The following is a 20,653-nucleotide window of genomic DNA, read 5'->3' on the forward strand; positions in this document are numbered from 1 at the left end:
GCCGTTCACCTTTCCGATGCCGACGTCGGCCATCGACTGGCCTGGCGCCAGGTTCATCGACGGAAGCCCGGCATTGCCCGCCGTGTTGTCGATGCTGATGCCGGTGCCCGAAATCGTCCCACCCGCGCTGAAGCTCGATTCATAGTCGGGCAGCCCGTATTTGACGACATCGGCAGGCGCGGCCTGCGTGTAGCCGCCCGGATTCGGGCCACTGAACGGCGCATCGCCGAACGGTAATGTCCAGTCGCCAATGCTGTGGTCGTAGTTCGTGTAGTGGTAGTAGCCCGAGTACGTGACCTGCACGCCGGGGGCCACCTGTCCCTGCCAGGAGTCCTGGTCGAGCGAAACCGGCGCGGCGATATTGCCAACCGCGGCCACCTGGCTCCAGTCGTTCTGGAACAAACCGACCTTCGACGCATCCAGGTTGCCACCCGAAATGATCTGTGCAGCAGGGCTGATAGCGGTGATGATGCTTTCGAGCGCCACGCCCGTATAGGTCGTGTACTGATAGCCGCTGTTCCACTGGCCGCCGCCGGGCGGCAGCGTATAGACCCCGCCGATCATCGTCAGGAAAGCGGGGTTATCCGGCGTGGCCCAGGCGACATAGGGGTGATCTGCGGAGCAGGCCGTCATGTCGATGGCCGTGCAACCGGACAGGCTGATACCGAGCTGCGCGACCACCGAAGGATCGGCCGGCTACGTATAGCCCGAGGTCGTCATCACGCGCCGCGTGTTCGTCACCTGGTTCGCGTAGAGCGCCATGTCGGCCGAGGACTGGATCAACGCCGATACGTTGTTGATGACGTTCGCGTTGCTGTAGCTGCCGTCCGGATTCTTTCCGCCCGCCAGCACGACGCTGCCGAGTCCGAAGATCGCGGTCGTGGCCTGCAAATCGGTCGCCGTGGTGTCGTCGCGGTTCTCGATATCGGGGGCGAGCAGTTCGAGCGTGCCATTGCTGTCCGATGCGCCAATGAGCGCGGTCGGGCCGAGATTCGAAAGCGTGCTGACCGCGTTGAGCGACACGCTGCCGCCCACCATCGCGCCGGTATTGCTGAGCGTGTCCGAGTGCGTCGTGAGCGTGCCGCCCGCCATCATGGCGCCGCTGTTTTCGATATCGCCCGCATCGACGCCCAGACCGTTCACCGCCTGTAGCACGGCGGCGTTCCTGAAGGTGCCGGGCAAATGGAAGGTGAGGTTGTGGCCGGCGATGAACTGCTGGTCGGGCATCGTCGTGAAGTCGCCCTGGAGGTTCAGCGTCACGTCATTCGCAGCGGAGTAGGCGCCGCCGCCCAGCAGCGTACCGGCGGAGATGTCCAGGTCATGCGTGGCGCCCATCTGGCCGCCGGTGTTCGTGATCGTGCCGGTGGCCGTGATGGCGGCATCGCCCTGATACCCCGGCAGCGTCCCCATCCGGCTGTCCTGGTTGTCGATATCTCCTGCCTGCACCGTGAGGCCCGCGCCGCTCACCTGGCCGCCCTGGGTGTTCGCGATGGATGACGCAGCGAGCGACACTGCACCGTTGCCGGTCACGACGCCTGCCGCATTGACGATCTGGCTGCCAGCCTGTACCGACATCGCGCCCGAACCGAGGTTGCCCAGTAAGCCATGGGTGTTGTCGATGGAAGCGGCCTGTACCGAGATCGTCGAGACATCACCCGTTGCGCCCGTGCCCGCCTGGACACTGCCCCCTGCGTTGGTGAGCGCACCGCCGGTCGTCAACGCCAGCGACCCCAGGGCGCGCATAAGACCCGCTGCGTTGTTTACCCCGTCCAGGACCGCGGCCGACATGCCCTGTTGCGCAGCGAATGTGCCGCTCCCGTTATTGAAGCTGCCCATCTGCGCTTGCACCGTGCCCGCGCTGATGACCGTGCCGCCGACATTCGAGAACGACCCCGCGCCGTTGCCCGGATCGAGCGTGAAGGTGCCGGCACCGGCATGCAGGATCGAGCCGCCGTCGTTGTCGAGCGTTGCCGGGGCGAGCGTGAAGTTCGTGCTGTTGGTCTGGAGTATGCCGCCCGCCGAGTTATCGAACAGGTTGCTCACGTTGACGGCCATCGGCCCCGTTCCATACTGCGTGATCGTGCCCGCGTGGTTGACGAGGTTGGTCGCGTTCAGCGTCAGTTGCGTGGCCTGCATGTTGCCCGAACTGTTATCGAGCGTCGTCGCGCTGATCGCCGCGGTCTGGCCTGCCAGGACCTTCCCGCCGCTGTTCGTGAACTGTGACCCGGCGTTGATGGTTATGTTCTGTCCAGCCTCCAGCGAACCATTGGTGTTATCGACGGACTGCGCCGACACCTGGAGATTCGTCTGTGCGGTCATCGCGCCGTGATTGACCAGAGTGCCGGCCTGCATCGACACCGCGCCGTTCCCGCCGATCTGGCCGCCCGCGCCGTTGGTCAGTTGCCCCGTCGTGCCGAGCGTCAGGCCATCGCCATTGAGCGAGAGGATTTGCCCCGCGGTGTTGTCCAGCGAGGCCGCGCTGATGGATGCCTGGCCTGCTGCCTGCATGACACCCTGGGTGTTGTCGAACGCGCCGCCAGTGGTCACGTCCAGGATCGTCCCGGCCACCATCTGGCCGCCCGCGTTGCGCACGGCGCCCGCCGCAATCTGCGTGGACGTGCCGCTGGTGAGCCTGCTCCCGCTGTTGTCGAACATGCCGACCACGTTCGCCGTGATCGACGTGCCTGCGCCTGCGGTCGCATTGACCAGACCCAGATTGCCGCCGCTGGCCGTGAGGTTCAGCGCTGTGCCGGCCCCGATCTGCGCATTCGAGAGGTCGAGCGCCGCACCATAGAGCGTGACCGAGCCGGCCGCGACGCTCTGCCCGTTGGCCGACAGCAGACCCGCCGAGTTGATCGAGAGGTTGCCGCCTGGACCAGTGGTGCCGTCACCGTTGATCCCTGCGCCCAATACGCCAGTCGATGCAACGGAGCCCGCGTTGATCGACGTGTTTTGCTGTGACGCAACGGTCGCACTGTTCACGAGCGCGCCGGAGGTGCCGAGCGCGAGGTTCTGCTGCGCGTAAATCGCGCCCGTGTTCTGTACGCTGGCCGCACTGATGCCGAGGTTGCCGCTCGCGTTCATCCGGCCCGACTGGACAAGCTGGCCCGAACTGGTCAGCGTGAGGTCCCCGGCCTGCGCGGCAATCGTCCCGGCGTTCGCAACCCCCACGCCATTTTCGGTCCCGACCAGGGTAATGCTGTTCGCGTACATGCCGCCGAGCTGCGAGACATCGATAGACACACCGGGCTCGGGACCGCTGCCGGCAATCGGCGTAGGCGTCAGGCTCGCATAGTCGATGCTGTTCGAACCTGTGACCACGTGCAGCATGTTGCCGTAGATGGCCGCATTAGCCTGCACGGCGCGGGACAGCAGGTCCACCTCGTCGATATTCGAGGCGTTCAACCCCGCGCCCTGAACCGTGATGGTCCCCTGAGTGACGTTAAAACCAGCGAGGTTGCCGCTACCGTCGATAAGCGGATTACCCGTAGTGAGGATGCCCCTCGAGGTGTTGATGAAGCCGCCGCCGTCAACCACGATCCCCGAGCCGTTGGCAATCACGACCGTTGCGGCTTTCTGCCCTCCGACCTCAACGTAGCCTCTTAGCTGGGATGGGTTGCTGCTGTTGACCTGGTTGACGATGATGCTCGCGGCCTGTCCCGGCAATAAATTGGGATTGCCAGATATCTTCCCTGCGAGTTGAGTATTTGTGATCGTAGGCGAATTGTTAAGCACTGCTCCGCCGGATCCGACATCGAACTGCGAATAGGTGTTGAGGGATACACCCGCCCCCGAGGGCTTTTGAATATTGACCTGGGGCAAGCCGTTCGCCGTATTGATGACGTTGGGCGCGTGGGCACCCGACGGCACGATCTGTGCATCGGCCATCACAGGCGCGAGGCCAGATGAGAGGACGGCAAACGCCACATGACGCATGGCGAACAGTGTGAAGGACGGCCGTGCGACGGCTGGACCCGATTCCCCATGGCTCGCGTTTCCATGACCGGTTGCCGTTTCAGCCACCGCGACGCGCATCCCGCGGAGCCGGCTAAACACCAACCTGAAATGACCTCGGTTCATTATTCTTTTTGACGTGCAAACAATTAAAGCCCGGATGATTCCGCAACGCGGAATGAGCGGCTATCAATCATCGTCACAATTGGTGCACACGCAACGTTATACGAATTTTCTGATTTGTCCGATTGCCTGATGCATAAATTTGGTCGGGCGATCACAATGGGTATGGCGCACCCGTCCCACACCCGAAGCACAGCACTCCACCAAGCCGACAACACGGAGGCCGTATCGCTCCTGATTCTTTCCGGGCATCATCTGGACTACCTGCCCCAGCAGCTCGCTGGCGCAACCCGATCGTGCAGGCTTTTATCGAGAACGTGAAGAATGAACATTTGCATGAAGACGAGGAAAGCAATCAATGAACGTGCTTTCCGATAACCTGGGTCTCGCCACGGACCTCTCGTTGTATCGGGAGAGTGCGATCTCAGAAGCTCAGGATAACTACATTGTTGTACGAACGCCCGATGCACCCGACTACTTTTTCGGCAACCTGCTCGTGCTGCCGCGGCGGCCGGTAGCAGACGAGCTAGAACGGCTGGAGCACGATTTCGGCCGCCTTGTGGGCATGCCGCCGGCCATCGCGCATCGGGCGTTTACGTGGCCCGAAGGCGCAAAGGGTGCGGTGGAGGTCGAAGCGTTCGTGCAGCAAGGCTACGATTTGACGGTATGCCGCGTGCTCGCCGCGCATCCGCGCGAGATACACCCTGTTGCGATCAATCCCGAAGTGAAGGTTCGCCGGTTCGAATCGCAGCAGGATTGGGACGACTGGTCCCGGATGCAACTGGCCGACATGCCCGATCCCGACGACATCCGCTCCCGGCTTTTCATGGCGAACCGCGAGGCGGTATACCGGCAACTGATCGGCCGAGGCCTCGGAGACTGGTGGGGTGCCTTTATCGGCGACGAACAGGTGGGCAGCCTGGGGCTGTTCTTTCTCGACGGCATTGGGCGCTTCCAGTGGGTCATCACTTCGGAGCGCCATCGAAACCAGAAGGTGTGCAAGACGCTGGTGACGGAGGCGATCAGGATGACTGAGGGCCAGTCGAAGCGGCTCGTCATGGTGGCCGACGAGGCGTATCACGCCGGTGCGATTTACGAAGCAATGGGTTTCAGGCCGCAAGCGCAGCGCGTGGCGAGCTTGTGCCAGGAACCACGCAGTCCCGCAGCACTTTAGTGCCCGAAACGGGCATTTAAAAGTTTCAGGCTCCCAGACAAACATGGCGAATTACGGCGCATTGCGCTCTCTTTTCAATAACCTTCGAAAAGCAAACGCGCGACGCCCATAATCTTTCAATAACGAAATCTGGATTAAGCACTGCACCTTTGTTGCGGCAAAAAATGGATTGAGATAAAGTCGATTTCCTTGAAACAATCCATCGTTCAATCGCCTTTATTCATGCCGATTGCATTTTTCGCCTCTGCCCTGTCCACGCCTGGGCACGGCGGGCCGGCCATGGCAGGCGGATGATTCACCCGGATTTCGGCCCGATTGATTACCGCTGCCGAAAAGCGGCCTCGAAAATCGCGAAACAAGATCAACAAGAATATGAATAAACCGATCAGGGGAATATTGACCGCATGCGCAACGGCGATTGCGTGCAATTACGCCTGTGCCGCCCCGTTTCAGCCTAACGTCACCGTGCTTTCCGACGATATCGTCTATGACGTCAATGCGGACGGCACGAATACCAGGCTTGAGACGGAAAGCGTGCGCCTGAATACGGATCAGGGGGTCAAGCAGTTCAGCCAGATTCCGCTTCGTTACAGCAAGACGATGCAGGATGTCGTCGTCGAAGAAGCCTATACGACCACGAGCGACGGCAAGCGCATCGACGTTGCCCCCGACCGGATTCTCGAACAGCAAAGCCGCGAGAGCGCGATCGCTCCGATGTTCGACGACGGCCGTGTCAAAACCGTCGTGTTTCCTGCCGTCGAAACCGGCGCGACCATCACGCTGCGCACGCGCTGGACCGAGCGCACCCCGCTCTTCCCCGGGCAGTTCTCCACCACCGAGCACTTCCGGAACCAGAGTGCCTTCGAGTCCGCGAGCGTCACGATCCACGCGCCCGCAGCGCTGAAGCTTTACGCGGATGCCGTCGCTATGGCGGGCGGCAAGGTCGCCTCCGACGACCCCGGCAAGCAGACCTGGCGCTGGACGCTCGGCAACACGCCCGCGCACGTGCCGGAGCTGGGATCGGTCAACACGGCGGACGTGAGCCCGCGTCTGACCGTCACCACGTTCCCGAGCTTCGCCGCCGTGGGCGCGGCCTACCAGCAGCGCGCGGCGGCGAAAGCGGCCGTCACGCCGGCCATTCAGGCCAAGGCCGACGAACTGACCCAGGGAGTGAGCGATCCCAGGGCACAGGCGGCCCTGCTGTACGACTGGGTGAGCACCCACATCCGCTACGTGGCGATCTATTTCGGCTTTGGCGGCGTCGTGCCGCACGACGCCGATGCGATCCTCAAGGCCGAATACGGCGACTGCAAGGACCACGTGACGCTGCTTCAGGCGCTGCTGGCCGCCAAGGGCATTCGCAGCAGCCCGGTGCTCGTGAACGCAGGCAACTCCTATTGGCTGCCGCAGGTCGCCACGCCGCTCGCGGTGTTCAACCACGCCATCACGTACCTCCCCGACTTCAAGATGTTCGCGGACTCGACGGCCAGTTTCGCGCGCTTCGGCAGCCTGCCCGTGAACGAACTCGGCAAGCCGGCCTTGATTACGGACGGCGAGAACGGCACGGCGCAGATCGTCACCCTGCCCGCGGGCGACCCGGACAGCACGAGCGTCACCACGGCCCAGCACGTGACCCTGGCCAGCAACGGCGACGTGACCGGCACGGCCCAGGTGCAAAGCACGGGCTCGCTCGAATGGCTGTCACGCGAAATCTTTGCCGCGATACAGCCCGGCGTCGAGCCGCAAGTCGCGAGCCGCATTCTGGCGCTGAGCGGCCAGAACGGCACGGGCGACTTCCATCACGGCGACGTTCACGACCTCACCCAGCCCTTCGTGTACCGCACCGAATTCCAGTTGCCGGACTACGCGCAACTGCCGGGTCCGGGCGCGATGCAGGTGCCCCGCGGCCTGGGCGGCCTGAGCAGCATCAGTGACAGCTTCGGGGCGTTCGGCGCGCAGACACGCGATTTCGCCATGCCCTTCCCGAGCCGCCATCTGGTCGAGACCACGGTGCTTACGCTGCCCGAAGGCGTCAACGTGACCCATCTGCCCAAACCGCTCGATGTCGCCTCGAAGCTCGGCGCCTATCGGTCCAGCTACACCGCCAGCGGACGGGACATCACCGTCACGCGGGACCTGACGATCGTGGTGCCCGGCGTGCTCTTGCAGCCCGACGACTATGTGGAGCTCAGGAAGATGGCGCTCCAGGTGCAGCGCGATCTGCACAGCCAGATTACCTATTAGGGCCAAGCCTGGACAAAAGCCAGGGGCCAAGCCGGCGCGAACGCAAAAGACCGCGCATCCTTTTTGCTCACCTCCTCCCGTGAGCCCGCCGCGCGACCTTGCGCGGCGGGCGTAACCGCCCTGGGCGGCGAGGAGGCGCAATGCAAAGAATCAACAATGCGGTCCGAATTGCAATTTCTACCGTCCTGTTCGGACTGGTTGCCGCCTGCGGCGGCGGAGGTAGCGGCGGCACAAGCAGCAGTTCGGGCACGCCGCCGGGCGGCGTAAGCCTGCAGGTCGTCTCCTTCGGCGACAGCCTTTCCGACGTCGGCACCTATGCGCCGATCGCGAGCGCGGTAGGCGGCGGCCGCTTCACCACCAACCCCGGCCAGGTGTGGACCCAGGACGTTGCGCAGTACTACGGAAACACGCTCAACGCCGCGTTCACGATCGGCTTCGATCACAAGCTCAGTGCGCAAGGAGGCCTCGGCTACGCCGAGGGCGGATCGACGGTCGCCACGCCCGCCACCCAGTACGACTTCCTGACCGATGTGATCGGCAATGTCGAAATGCCGGTCAACCAGCAGGTTTCGAGCTATCTGGGCACGTACGGCAGCTTCAACTCGGGACAGCTCGTGCTGGTCTGGGCCGGCGCCAACGACGTGCTGCGCGCCGGCACGCCGCCCGCCGCCACTTCGACGGTGGAAACGGCGGCCACCACGCTCGCACAGGTGATCGGGCAGATCGTCCAGGGCGGCGCCACGCACGTTGTCGTAGTCAACCTGCCGAACATCGGCCTGTCGCCCAAGGGGCTCGCCGCCTCCGATGGCGGCGCGAATCTGACCCAGCTCTCGCAGCTCTTCAACTCGACCCTGAACGCCGCCCTGCAATCGAACGGCCTGCAAGGCAAGGTCATCCAGGTCGATGCGTACAGCTGGGTCACGCAGATGGTCGCGAACTTCCAGGCCAACGGCTTTACCGTGTCGAACACGGGCCAGGCCTGCGATCCGTCGAAGACGCCCGACGACACCTCGCTGCTCTGCTCGCCGGCCACCTACGTTTCGTCCAACGCGGACCAGACCTACATGTTCGCCGACGACCTGCACCCCACGACGCATCTGCACTCGCTGTTCGCGCAGTATGTGGAGCAGCAGATCGCCGCGAGCGGCCTGGGGCACTGAGGGCGGCTGCGGGGCCGCCAAGCCATTAGAGGGCCACCGGGCCGCGGTGAAAAACGCCGCGCGCTAACGGATGGCCCGCGCCACGCTCTGCAACTGCCTGAACGCGTCGTAGCGCGCGTCGTGCAGCGCCGCGATCTCGCCCGTCGCCGGTTCGTGAACGCGGGCGATGCGCGACATCTTCGCCATCGCCGTGCGTACGTCGTCGAAGAGGCCGGCCGCCACGCCGCCCAGCATCGCGGCGCCCAGCAGCACGGGCTCTTCGGCCTCGGTCACGAGCACGGGCTTGCCCGTCGCGTCGGCAAGCAGTTGCCGCACGAGCGCGAGCCGTCCCGCTCCGCCGCTGATCACCACGCGCTCGATCGGCGCGCCGGCCGCGGCCTGCGCCTCGATGATCTGGCGCAGCCCGTAGCCGATGCTGCAAATGCCGGCGATATAGAGCGCCACGAGGCTGTCGAGATCCGCCTCCATGCCCAGCCCCGCAATCACGGCGCGCGCGTGCGGATCGGCGAAGGGCGCGCGGTTGCCGAGAAACTCCGGCACGACGTGCAGACCTTGCGCGAGCTTCGCTGCGTCGGAGAGTTCGACGGCAGCCTGCACGGCCAGGCCCGCCAGCATGGAGGGCAGCGATTGCCCGCCCTGGGTGGCGCGCTCATGGGCTTCGGGCGTGAGCGGATGCATCGAGAGCAGCCGTTCGATGGCCGCACCCGCCACCGACTGGCCGCCTTCGTTGAGCCACGCGTGCGGCACCATCGCCGAGTAGTACGGCCCCCACACGCCCGGCACGAAAACCGGCTCGCGCGTGGTCGTCATCGTGCACGACGAGGTGCCGAACACATACGCGAGACAAGACTCGGGCGCACCATCGGCGCCCACCGTGCCGATGCCGCCGGCGTGCGCATCGATCACGCCCGCGGCAACCGGCGTGCCCGCCCGCAAGCCGAGCTCGGCCGCCGCTTCGGCGGTCAGGCCGCTACCGAGCCGCGTGCCCGGTTCGACGACCCGCTGCCCGATGCGCGCAAAACCTTCGTCGGCCAGCACGCCCAGGCCCACGGCGCGGAAGTAGCTCTCGTCCCAGCGCCGCTCGTGCGCGAGATAGGTCCATTTGCACGTGACGGTGCAGGTGGAACGCGCCAGATCGCCGCTCGCGCGCCAGGTCAGGAAGTCGGTGAGATCGAAGAACTGCCAGGCCGCTTCGAACACCTCGGGCCGGTTCTCCAGCAGCCACAGCAGCTTGGGCGTTTCCATTTCCGGCGAGATCGTGCCGCCCACGAACCGCAGCACCGCGTGCCCCGTCTCGTTGATCCCCTGCGCCTGGCCGAGCGCGCGGTGATCCATCCACACGATGATGTCGCGCTCGTCCTGCTCGGTGGGCCCCACGGGCAAGGAGCGGCCGCCCTCGCCCAGCACGACCAGCGAGCAGGTGGCGTCGAAGCTGATGCCGGCCACCGCGTCGGGCGCGATGGCGCCCATCGCGAGCGCGTCCTTCACCGCGCGGCACACGGCGTGCCAGATTTCGCGGCTCGACTGCTCGACAATGGCGCCGCTCGAATGAAACACCGTGATGTCGTGCTTCGCGGACGCGACCATGCGGCCCGAGGGATCGAAGAGGCCGGCGCGGGCGCTGCCCGTGCCCACGTCCACGCCGATCACGTAGCGCGCGGCCGGTGCTGCGCCGGCGGTGAAATTGTCAGTGCTCATCGCAGATTGCTTGTAAGGAGTGAAACGTCGCCGGGAACCGAAGCGACGCCCAGGCGCTCAGAGATCGACGCTGTTCGGCAGGATCACCAGATCGCGTATGGTCACGTTGCGCGGCCGCGTAAGCATGAAGAGTACCGCATCGGCCACTTCCTTCGGCTGCATCAGGCTGCCCGAGGCCAGCGCCTCCTCCATCTTGGCCTTCGGCCAGTCGTCCAGCAGCGCCGTGACGACGGGCCCCGGCGCCACCGCCCCCACCCGCACGCCATGCTTCGCCACCTGGCGCCGCGTGGTGTGAACGAAGGCCTGCACGGCGAATTTGGAGGCCGTGTAGATGGGCTCCCACACCACCGGTACGAGGCCCGCAATCGAGCTCGTGAAGACGATATCGCCCGAGCGCTGCGCGATCATGTGCGGCAGCACCGCATGCACGGAACGGAACGCCGCGTTGATGTTGAGGTTCAGCATGCGGTCCCACTCGTCGGGGTTGCCTTCCGCCACCTCGCCGCCGATATAGGCGCCCGCGTTGGCGTGGAAGATGTCGAGGCCGCCGGCCAGCTTGAGGATCTTCGGCAGCATGCCGGACACCTCCGCGGGCCGCAGCAGATCCAATTCCAGCGCGAACGCGTCGGGCCCCAGTTCGGCACAGCACGCTTCGAGCCGCTCCCTGGCGCGGTCGATCAGCACGACCTTCGCACCGTGCGCGACAAGCGTGCGCGCGCATTCGAGACCGATACCCGAAGCCGCACCCGTGATGGCGGCCACCTTTCCCTTCATGAATTCAGACATGAACGACTCTCCAGAATGCATGGATCGATGCGTGGATTTATGCGCGGCCGTGCGTGACGCGCGAGCGCCGCGCCAGCGAATCGACGATCACGGCAATCGCCAGCACGGCGCCGGTAATCATGAAGCGCAGCGAAGACGACAGGTTCAGAAGCGTGAGGCCGCTCGCAATCGACTGGATCACGATGATGCCGAGCACCGCCGACCACGCGCTGCCGCGCCCGCCAAAGAGGCTCGTGCCGCCGATCACGGCCGCGGCGATCGCGTTCAGGTTCACGTCGCCGGTGCCGGCCTGCTGGCTGGCCGAAGCGAGGCGCGCCGCCGTGAGCACGCCGCCGAGCGCGGCGAAGCCCGCGCACAGCACGAAGGCGCTCGTGTAGATGCGGCGCACGTTGATGCCGGCGCGGCGCGCGGCTTCGCGGTTGCCGCCCACGGCGTTCATCGAGCGGCCCCAGCGCGTGCGCGTGAGCGCATAGTCCATGGCGATGGCGAGACCGAGGAAGACGCCGAACATCAGCGGCACGCCGCGTCCGCGGTCGAGGTAGCTCACCACCAGTTCGAGCACCACGGTGAGGATCACGCCGCGCGCGAGCAGGAGACTCAACGAAGGCGCCGAAAGGCGGGCCGCCTTGCGGCGTTCGCGGGTGCGCAGGCCGATCAGCACGATGGCAAGCCCCGGCAGCAGCGCGAGCAGATGCGAGACGACGGCGGGAATGATCATTAGTTGACCGAAATTCACCATCGTCGAGCCGTAGGGCAGGTTGATCGAGCCTTCGCTGCCGAGCACATAAAGCTGCAGGCCGAGAATGGCGAGCAGGCCCGCGAGCGTGGAGACGAAGCTCGGCATGCCGAGCCGGTTCAGCAGCAGCGCATAGAGCGCGCCGATCGCGCCGCCCACCACGATGGCGGCAGCGATGGCGAGCAGCACCGGCCAGCCTTCGTTGACCCAGAGCGTGCCCACGAGTGCGGAGGCAAACCCGCTCATCGAGCCCACCGAGAGGTCGATCTCGCCCACCAGCAGCACGCAGACGATGCCGAGCGAAATAACCCCCACCGTCGAGCAGTCGAACAGCAGGTTCACGAGGTTGTCGGCCGAGAGAAAGATCGGGTTCAGGCTCGTGAACACGGTCCAGATAATGACGAGGCCCACGATCACGGGCAGCGAACCCAGATCGCCCGAGCGGACCTTGTCCACGAAAGCAGAGAGGCTTTCGCCCACGCCGGCGGCGTGCTTCACGCGGCTATCGCTGCGGTCGAGCAGCGGGGAAGGCGGCGTGGCGCCATGTGTTTCCTTGCTCATGATCGCCCCTTTCATTGAACGTCCTGTTGCGCCTCGCGCCGGCCCGCGCGGCGCGACACGGCATTTTCGGTCGCGCCGGTGATCGAGGCGACCAGCTCGGCATTGGAGGAATCGGGATAGAAGACGCCGTTGTTGCGGCCAAGGCGCAGCACCACGATGCGGTCCGCCACGGCGCGCACGTCCTCCATGTTGTGGCTGATCATGATCACCGCGTGGCCGCGGTCGCGCACGCGCTCGATCAGGTTCAGCACTTCGGCGGTCTGCGCGACACCGAGCGCCGCCGTGGGTTCGTCGAGCATGATCAGCTTGGGGTCGAGCAACAGCGAACGCGCGATCGCCACGGTCTGGCGCTGGCCGCCCGAGAGCGAGGCGACCACGTCGCGCACGTCGGGAATGCGCGCCGAAAGCTCGTTGAGGAGCGTCCACGCGCGCACTTCCATCTGCACCTCGTCGAGCCGCAGCGGGCTCAGTTCGCGGCCGAGGAAGATGTTGGCGACCACGTCGAGGTTCTCGCACAGCGCGAGGTCCTGGAACACGGTTGCGATGCCGAGGTCGAGCGCCGTGGCCGGATCGGACAGCGTCACCGTTTCGCCGCGGAACGTGATCGTGCCCGCGCTCGGCTGGTGCACGCCCGCGAGGATCTTCACGAGCGTCGATTTGCCGGCGCCGTTGTCGCCGACGAGGGCCACCACTTCGCCTGCGTGCACGTCGAGCTCGATATCGGTGAGGGCCGAAACCGCCCCGAAGTGCTTCGAGATGCCGCGCAGGCTCAGTACCAGCTCGCCGGGTGCCGCGCGGGATGGGGAGTTTTCAGTCATGGGAGTCACCTGCTGTTTGCTTCCGGAGGGGTCCGGCCGATCTGCGCCGGACCCCATTCCTCTGCATACCTGATCAGTTCGCGATGCCGAGCGTCTTGCAGCCGTCCGCGTAACGGCCCGTGCACAGGTCCTTCGCGCTCGCGAAGCCCTTGTCCACCACCTCCGCCTTGATGTTCTTCGCGGTGATCACGGCGGGCTTGAAGAGTTGCGTGGGCGTGTTGAAGAGCGTGATCTCGCCCTTGGGCTTGTCGCCCGAGAGGAAGGCCACGGCCACCTTCGCCGCCGCGCCGGCCACGATCTCGCTCGGCTTGAGGATGGTGTTGTACTGGTCGCCCGCGATGATGAGCTGCAGGCCCGCGAGCGTCGCGTCGTTGCCCGTGACGGGCGGCACCGGATTGACGCCGGCCGCCTTGAAGGCGGCGATGGTGCCGCCTGCCGTGCCGTCGTTGGCGGCCACCACGCCGACGATCTGCGTGCCGAAGCGCGTGATCTGCCCGCTCACCCATTGCTGGGCCTTGGGCGGCGCCCACTCGGGCGTGTCGTACTCGGCGAGCGTCTTGTAGCCGCTGCCTGCCAGCCCTTCGTGAATGCCCTTCTTGATGAGCCCCGCGGCCGCGTCGGTGGGCGAGCCGTTGACTTCGAGCACGCCGCCCTTGCCGGTGGCGACGCCGCTGTCCTTCAGATGCTGCACGAGCGACTGGGCGATGGACTTGCCGATCTCCTCGTTGTCGAACGAGACGTAGTAGTCGGCCGGCGTGGAGGGCACGGGCCGGTCGTAGGCGATGACCTTGATGCCCTGGCTTTGCGCCATGTGGACGAGCGAAGCGGCGGCGGTGGAATCGACGGGATCGAGCACGATCACCTTCGCGCCCTGCGCGATCACCGAATTGAACTGTTGCTGCTGCATGGAGGCGTCGGCGTTGGCGTTCTGGTAGAGCACCTTGCAGCCGGCGCAGAGCTTCGCCATCTCCGCCTTGAAGCCGGGGAAGTCGTGCTGCTCGTAGCGCGTGGAAGCGTGGTCGGGCATCAGAAAAGCGACGGTGCCGCTGGGCGCGGCCACGGCCGCGGTCGTGCCCGTCAGCGCGACGGCCAGTAAGGCGGCGCCGATCAGGGGGGTCGAGAGTCGGGTCATCGAGTGTCTCCGTTGTTGGTCAATGTCGATGCGGTCATGCCATCGTTGCTGCCGTCGCTGCGGCCTTCGGTGCGCTCCTCGCTGCCTTGTAGCGGGGAATCGCGGGTAAAAGCTGTCCCTCGGCGGCAAGCCCCGGGGCTCGCCGCCGCTGCACAGCCGGAACGGAACGCGCTAGCCCGGCGCGTGGGCCGGCGAGGGGGCGGGGGCTACGGGTGCCTCGCTTGATGCCTCGCTTGATGCCTCGCTTGATGCCTCGATCGGGGCCTCGATCGCCTCGGCGGCGCTCGCCGCGTTGAGCTGCTGCCACGCCCGCCAGCGCGAAGGCGACATGCCCTTGAGCAGCAAAAACTGGCGGTTGAAATTCGAGAGGTTGCTGAAGCCCACCTGGTAGCAGATTTCGGTAATGCTCAGTTCGCCCGAAAGCAGCAACTGGCACGCCAGATTGATCCGCAGGCGGTTCACGTACTGCACGAAGGGCACGCCGGTATGGCGGCGGAAGTACCGGGAAAAGGCACTCGCGCTTTGCCCCGCCAGTTCGGCCAGCTCCGTCTCGCGCAACTCCTGCGAGAGGTTCTTGCCGATGAAGGTCAGCACGTGATTGATGCGCGTGCCGGCGTAGCGGGTGGGGTCGGCGCGATACGCCTCGCTCGCGAGTTTCACGGGCTCCGCGCTGCGCACCAGCAGATCGAGCAGCACCATGAACAGCGCAATGCGGCGCAAGCCCTGCGCGCCCAGCATCTCGCGCATGACCGGCTCGGCCACGGCGCCCGTTCTCGGCGGGAACAGCAAGCCCGAGTGCGAGGCATCGAGCAGCACCTCCACGCGCCGGAATTCCGGAAACGCCTCGATCGTGCGCGCAATGAAGCCGGCATCGAACTGCAGCACGAGGCACCGCTCTTCCACACGCTCGCCCTGCGGCACGCTGCTCACCCAGTTGTGCGGCAGGTTGGGCCCGACCATCACCAGATTGCCGGGCACGAAATTGCCGATGTGGTCGCCCACGAAGTACTTGCCCGTCGTCGCCGTGATGAGGTGGATCTCGTACTCGGGATGGAAGTGCCAGCGCACCGTGCGATACGGGTAGCCGTGCGACCAGACCTTGAACGACTCGTCGCGCGGCACGGCGACCAGTTCGAGGTCCGGCTGGTCTATCCTGGGTTGGCGCGCGTCCTTCACCGCCGTCGCGTCCTGTGTGGCCTGCATCTGTCGTCCTCCTGCGGCGGTCCGTTCTGGTGTTCTGCTTCGTGTCGCGGTCGAGCGCCCGTCATGACTCGAAAATTACCCGGGCCGGCGCGTTCCGGCCACTGAAAATAGGACCGCAGACTGATACTTTTTTGCATTCGGGTAAGCCCGCATCGTGCCGCAAGCGCCCGATGTCAACTTTTGTGCAAAGCAACAGCCTGCCCGGAATGGGGCCAAAGCCGCCCGAATCCGTCTCGCGCCAGGCCCATGAAAAAAGGCGCAACGGCCGTCAAACCGTTGCGCCTTCGTATGCGCGAATCTCGTGCCGGTGCTTCAGGCCGGCATCAGCAGCATTTGCCCGCGCCCGATCCGTAGCGCGCGTTTTGCCGCTCGCGGAAGAATGCCTCGTAGCTCATGACCGGCCGGTCCGGATGCGTCGCGCGCATGTGCGCGACGTACCCTTCGTAGTCCGGCAGGCCGACCATCAGCCGCATGGCCTGGCCCAGATAGCGGCCGGCCGTCTGCACGTTGTCGCGTAGCCCGGAGAACATGGTGTGCCTCGCTTGCGGTTTCAGTGCGCGCCGCCAGCGCGGCCCGCCATGCCGCCGGCCGGCATCGGCTGATACGGCGTTTCCTGCGTGGTGGGGCGGTCGGCACGGCGTGCGCGGGCAATCGCGATCAGCCCGTACACGACGATGCTGACCACCACGAAGATGAAGAGGCCCGAAAGCGCGGCATCCACGTAGTCGTTGAAGATCATGCGCTGCATCTGCTCGACCGACTTCGCGGGCGCCACGATCCTGCCGTCCGCGAGCGCGGCCGAAAGCTTCTGCGCGTGCGCGACGAAACTCACCTTCGGGCTGCTGTCGAAAATCTTCTGCCAGCCGGCCGTGAGCGTGCAGATCAGGAGCCAGAGCGTGGGCGCGGCCGTGACCCAGGCGAACTTCTCGCGCTTCATCTTGAACAGCACCACGGTAGCGAGCATCAGCGCAATACCGGCCAGCATCTGGTTCGAGATGCCGAAGAGCGGCCACAGCGTATTGATGCCGCCGAGCGGATCGACCACGCCCTGGTACAGGAAGTAGCCCCAGGCGGCCACGCACAGCGCCGTGGCGATCAGGTTCGCGGGCAGCGACTCGGTGCGCTTGAGCGACGGATGGAAGGTGCCCAGCAGGTCCTGCAGCATGAAGCGGCCCGCGCGCGTGCCGGCATCGACCGCCGTGAGAATGAAGAGCGCTTCGAAGAGGATGGCGAAGTGATACCAGAAGGCCATCATGGCCTGGCCGCCGATCACCTGGTGCAGGATCTGCGCCATACCCACCGCCAGCGTCGGGGCGCCGCCCGCGCGCGCCACGATGGTCGTTTCGCCGACGGCCTTCGCCGTCTGCGTGAGCATGTCCGGCGTGAGCGCGAAGCCCCACTGGCCGACGGTGTGCGCCACCGCATCGGGCGTCGTGCCGAGTACGGCGAGCGGCGCGTTCATCGCGAAGTACACGCCCGGCTCGATCACCGAAGCGGCCACGAGCGCCATGATCGCAACGAACGATTCCATCAGCATCGCGCCGTAGCCGATGAAGCGCGCGTTGGTTTCGTTGTCGAGCAGCTTGGGCGTGGTGCCCGAGGAGATCAGCGCATGGAAGCCCGAGACCGAGCCGCACGCGATGGTGATGAAGAGGAACGGGAACAGGTTGCCCGACCACACCGGCCCGCTGCCGTCGATGAAGCGCGTGAACGCGGGCATCTTGAGTTCCGGCGCGACGATCAGGATGCCGATGGCGAGCGCGAGGATCGTGCCGATCTTCAGGAACGTGGAGAGGTAGTCGCGCGGCGCGAGCAGGAGCCACACCGGCAGCACCGAAGCGACGAAGCCGTAGCCGATCAGGATCCAGGTGAGCTGCGTGCCCGTGAACGTGAACATCGCGGCGAGCGTGGGCGAATCGTGCACGTGCTGGCCGAACGCGATGGAGGCCATCAGCAGCACGAAGCCGATGATCGAGATTTCGCCGATCCGGCCCGGCCGGATGAAGCGCACGTAGAGGCCCATGAAGATCGCGATGGGAATGGTCGCGGCCACCGTGAACGTGCCCCACGGCGAGTTCGTGAGCGCCTTCACCACGATCAGCGCGAGCACCGCGAGAATGATGATCATGATGAGGAAGGTGCCGAAGAGGGCGATCACGCCGGGCACCGGCCCGAGCTCCATCTTCACGAGGTCGCCGAGCGAGCGGCCGTCGCGGCGCGTGGAGAGGAACAGCACCACGAAGTCCTGCACGGCGCCCGCGAACACCACGCCCGCGAGTATCCACAGCATGCCGGGCATGTAGCCCATCTGCGCGGCCAGCACCGGGCCCACCAGCGGACCCGCGCCCGCGATCGCCGCGAAGTGGTGGCCGAACAGCACGTACTTGTTGGTGGGCACGTAGTCGAGCCCGTCGTTGTGGCGCACGGCCGGCGTCATGCGCAGGCCGTCGAGCTGCAGCACGGCACTGGCGATGAAGCGGCTGTAGAAGCGGTAAGCGATGAGATAGACGCAGATCGCGCAGACCACGATCCACAGTGCGCTGATGCGCTCGCCGTGCGCGAGCGCGATGGTGCCGAACGCGAACGCGCCCAATAGCGCGACCAGCGTCCAGACGACGAAACGGGATGTCCGACTCATGGCGTCTCCATTTATGTTTTTGGATTGACCCGGCTATCGGAACCGGGCCCGGTGCGCCGGCCTCCCGGTGAGCGAGGAGGCGTGCGGCGCGGCGCATGGTCGAGGTGGCCATGCCATGGGCGTGTAGTATTCGCTTTCGCCCTACCTGCCACAAGCGCACAACTACGTAAGTACGCTACGTGGAATTACGTAGGGCGGCTGCGCCCTGGCCTCGCTGGATGAACGCCCGGCATGGCCCCGCGCGCACGGTTATCCTTGCTCACCCAGCGTTCGATCGTCGCCATGGCCGCCCCATTTTTCTTCAACGACCGCCTGAAAACGAAGATTTTTCTGCTTGCGGTCGTCCCCTTTCTCGCCGCCATCGCCGGTATCGGGATCGGCGTGCGGGAGCAGGCCACCGCGCTCGCGCAGACGCAGCACGCGACGACGGAGGCCGCTTACCTCGCGAGCAAGGAAGTCGAGTTGCGTCATTACGTCGAGCTCGCCACGAGCGCGGTCGCACCGCTCTACGAGACGCCGGCCGACGCCACGCCCGCCGGGATCGCCACCCGTCAGCGCGAGGCGCTGGCCGTGCTGCAAAAAATGGACTTTGGCCCGGACGGCTATTTCTTCGTCTACGACCTGCATGGCCGCTCGCTCATGCACCCGCGCGAGCCCGACCTGGTGGGCCGCAACCTCTGGGACCTGCGCGATCCGCAGGGCGCGCTCACGATCCAGCAACTCGTTGCCGCGGCCACGCGCGGCGGCGGTTACGTGCGCTATCTGTGGAAGCGGCCCTCCACCGGCAAGCTCGCGCCCAAGCTCGGCTATGTCGTGCCGCTCACGCGCTGGGGCTGGATGGTCGGCACCGGCATCTATCTCGACGACGTCGATTCCACGCTCGCGCGCATCGACGAACGCGCCTCCGCCAACATCGAGCGCACGCTCAAGTGGCTGGGCGTGATCGCGCTGGCGGGGGTGGGCGTGATCACGCTGGGCGCGCTCGTGCTCAACGTGAGCGAGCACCGCAGCGCGGACGCCAGGCTCAAGCGGCTCGCGCAGCAGGTGGTCGAGTCGCAGGAAGAGGAGCGCGCGCGGCTCTCGCGCGAGTTGCACGACGGCATCAGCCAGATGCTGGTTTCGGTGAAGCTGCTGCTCGAATCGGCGCTCGCGCGCCTCGAGCGCGGCGAAACGCGCACGCCCGCGGCCGAAGCCTCGCTCGCCACCGGCCTCACGCGCCTTTCCGATACGCTGCGCGAAGTGCGCCGCATCTCGCACGCGCTGCGCCCCGCCATGCTCGACGACCTCGGGCTCGCCGCCGCGCTCGAACAACTCACGCGCGAGCTGAGCGCCGAGTCCGGCATACAGATCGAGTTCGCCCGGGCCGGTGCGCCCGCGCCGTCGATGCCGACGCCGTTGCCGACGCCGTTGCCAGCGCAGGCCGCCGTCCTGCCCGACGCCGTGAACACGGTACTCTTTCGCATCGCACAAGAAGCGCTCACGAACATCGTGCGCCATGCCGGCGCGCCGCGCGCGGCCCTCTCGCTCGACGTGGCCCGCGGCGGCGTCACCTTGACCGTGGCCGACAACGGCCGCGGCTTCAACGTCGAAGAGGCCCAGGCCGATCCGCGCGCGGGCCTCGGCTTGCGCAACATGCGCGAGCGGCTGGAGTCGCTCGGCGGCCGGCTCACGTTGAGCTCGCGGCCCGGGCACACGGTGCTCACGGCGTGGGTGCCGGTGGCGACAACGGCACCCGCGGCAACGGCGACAGCAGCAGGAAAAGAGAGATCATGAACGACACGGCCCAACCCGCACGGCTTTTACTCGTCGACGACCACCCGCTCGTGCGCGACGGCCTGCGCGCCCGGCTCGAAGCGGTGGCGGGCCTCCAGGTCGCGGGCGAGGCCGGCAACGCCGACGAGGCCATCGCACTCGCCGCCGCGCTCGACCCCGACCTCGTGCTGATGGACGTGGGCATGGCCGGGATGAACGGCATCGCGCTCGCGGGCCTCTTTCACGAGCGCTTTCCGGCGATCCGCGTGCTGATGCTGTCGATGCACGACAACGTCGAGTACGTGACCCAGGCGGTACGGGCAGGGGCGAGCGGCTATGTGCTCAAGGATTCGCCCTCGATGGAGATCGTGCGCGCCATCGAGGCGGTGCTCGCGGGGCAAACCTGGTTCAGCGCGGGGCTCGGCGTGCGCATGATCCAGGCTTCGGCGAAGGAAGCGCCCATCGAACGCCTCACGCCGCGCGAGCGCGATATTCTCGATGCGCTCGCACAGGGCCTGTCGAGCAAGCAGATCGCGCAGCGCGCCGGGCTTTCGGTGCGCACGGTGGAAACGCACCGGCTCAACCTCAAGCGTAAGCTCGACATCGAAGGCCAGGCGGAGCTGATCAAGTTCGCGGTGGAGAACCGCAGGAAGGGGTGAGGCAAGGGCGGTTGC

The 20,653-nt window shown here is 66.0% G+C and carries 14 protein-coding genes and 2 pseudogenes; 6 read left to right on the forward strand and 10 right to left on the reverse strand.

Annotation, left to right across the window (positions count from 1 at the left end; genetic code table 11):
- A pseudogene (locus BFE01S_RS39325) lies at nucleotides 1-4,080 on the reverse strand (two-partner secretion domain-containing protein); the annotation flags it as partial.
- A 154-nt stretch (nucleotides 4,081-4,234) separates the two neighbouring features.
- Between BFE01S_RS39325 and BFE01S_RS46580 the strand changes: the two are divergent.
- Together BFE01S_RS46580 and BFE01S_RS19340 are read left to right on the forward strand one after the other, a co-directional pair.
- Nucleotides 4,235-4,359 (forward strand): annotated as a pseudogene (locus tag BFE01S_RS46580) (LysR family transcriptional regulator); the annotation flags it as partial.
- A 76-nt stretch (nucleotides 4,360-4,435) separates the two neighbouring features.
- Nucleotides 4,436-5,251 (forward strand): GNAT family N-acetyltransferase, encoded by an 816-nt coding sequence (locus BFE01S_RS19340; RefSeq protein WP_028226913.1) that lies wholly within the window; start codon nucleotides 4,436-4,438, stop codon nucleotides 5,249-5,251.
- A 206-nt stretch (nucleotides 5,252-5,457) separates the two neighbouring features.
- Here BFE01S_RS19340 and BFE01S_RS45085 read toward each other — a convergent pair whose 3' ends face one another.
- A complete protein-coding gene (locus BFE01S_RS45085) occupies nucleotides 5,458-5,679 on the reverse strand; it encodes a hypothetical protein (protein ID WP_169742649.1) in 222 nt (73 codons plus the stop codon).
- A gap of 37 nt (nucleotides 5,680-5,716) precedes the next feature.
- On the opposite strand from BFE01S_RS45085, the gene BFE01S_RS39330 reads away from it, so the two are divergent.
- A complete protein-coding gene (locus BFE01S_RS39330) occupies nucleotides 5,717-7,495 on the forward strand; it encodes a DUF3857 domain-containing transglutaminase family protein (RefSeq protein ID WP_245621144.1) in 1,779 nt (592 codons plus the stop codon).
- A 140-nt stretch (nucleotides 7,496-7,635) separates the two neighbouring features.
- Complete coding sequence (locus BFE01S_RS19350) at nucleotides 7,636-8,655, forward strand: SGNH/GDSL hydrolase family protein (RefSeq protein ID WP_028226914.1); 1,020 nt, start codon at nucleotides 7,636-7,638, stop codon at nucleotides 8,653-8,655.
- Nucleotides 8,656-8,718: 63 nt separating this feature from the next.
- Here BFE01S_RS19350 and BFE01S_RS19355 read toward each other — a convergent pair whose 3' ends face one another.
- The 8 genes from BFE01S_RS19355 to BFE01S_RS19390 all read right to left on the reverse strand — a co-directional run bounded on the left by BFE01S_RS19355 (nucleotide 8,719) and on the right by BFE01S_RS19390 (nucleotide 18,227).
- Nucleotides 8,719-10,353 (reverse strand): FGGY-family carbohydrate kinase, encoded by a 1,635-nt coding sequence (locus BFE01S_RS19355; RefSeq protein WP_028226915.1) that lies wholly within the window; start codon nucleotides 10,351-10,353, stop codon nucleotides 8,719-8,721.
- Nucleotides 10,354-10,410: 57 nt separating this feature from the next.
- A complete protein-coding gene (locus BFE01S_RS19360) occupies nucleotides 10,411-11,139 on the reverse strand; it encodes an SDR family oxidoreductase (RefSeq protein ID WP_028226916.1) in 729 nt (242 codons plus the stop codon).
- 37 nt (nucleotides 11,140-11,176) lie between these two features.
- Nucleotides 11,177-12,436, reverse strand: a complete 1,260-nt coding sequence (locus tag BFE01S_RS19365) for a sugar ABC transporter permease (protein ID WP_028226917.1) — start codon at nucleotides 12,434-12,436, stop codon at nucleotides 11,177-11,179.
- Between the two features lie 11 nt (nucleotides 12,437-12,447).
- Nucleotides 12,448-13,254, reverse strand: coding sequence for an ATP-binding cassette domain-containing protein (locus BFE01S_RS19370; protein WP_028226918.1), 807 nt, complete (start codon nucleotides 13,252-13,254; stop codon nucleotides 12,448-12,450).
- 73 nt (nucleotides 13,255-13,327) lie between these two features.
- Nucleotides 13,328-14,386: an ABC transporter substrate-binding protein gene (locus tag BFE01S_RS19375; protein ID WP_028226919.1), complete on the reverse strand. Its 1,059-nt coding sequence runs from the start codon at nucleotides 14,384-14,386 to the stop codon at nucleotides 13,328-13,330.
- A gap of 171 nt (nucleotides 14,387-14,557) precedes the next feature.
- A complete protein-coding gene (locus tag BFE01S_RS39335; protein WP_042337986.1) occupies nucleotides 14,558-15,589 on the reverse strand; it encodes an AraC family transcriptional regulator in 1,032 nt (343 codons plus the stop codon).
- Between the two features lie 323 nt (nucleotides 15,590-15,912).
- A complete protein-coding gene (locus tag BFE01S_RS19385; protein ID WP_028226920.1) occupies nucleotides 15,913-16,119 on the reverse strand; it encodes a YbdD/YjiX family protein in 207 nt (68 codons plus the stop codon).
- A gap of 20 nt (nucleotides 16,120-16,139) precedes the next feature.
- Nucleotides 16,140-18,227 carry a carbon starvation CstA family protein gene (locus BFE01S_RS19390; protein WP_028226921.1) on the reverse strand — a complete coding sequence of 696 codons (2,088 nt, stop codon included), beginning with the start codon at nucleotides 18,225-18,227 and terminating at the stop codon, nucleotides 16,140-16,142.
- A gap of 282 nt (nucleotides 18,228-18,509) precedes the next feature.
- On the opposite strand from BFE01S_RS19390, the gene BFE01S_RS19395 reads away from it, so the two are divergent.
- Nucleotides 18,510-20,000 carry a cache domain-containing protein gene (locus BFE01S_RS19395; RefSeq protein ID WP_028226922.1) on the forward strand — a complete coding sequence of 497 codons (1,491 nt, stop codon included), beginning with the start codon at nucleotides 18,510-18,512 and terminating at the stop codon, nucleotides 19,998-20,000.
- Entirely contained in the window at nucleotides 19,997-20,638 is a 642-nt protein-coding gene (locus tag BFE01S_RS19400; protein WP_028226923.1) for a response regulator, read from the forward strand. The genes BFE01S_RS19395 and BFE01S_RS19400 overlap by 4 nt, the downstream gene beginning before the upstream one ends.
- Nucleotides 20,639-20,653: the final 15 nt, after the last annotated feature.

The organism is Paraburkholderia ferrariae NBRC 106233, assembly GCF_000685035.1.
GTDB classification, from domain to species: Bacteria; Pseudomonadota; Gammaproteobacteria; order Burkholderiales; family Burkholderiaceae; genus Paraburkholderia; species Paraburkholderia ferrariae.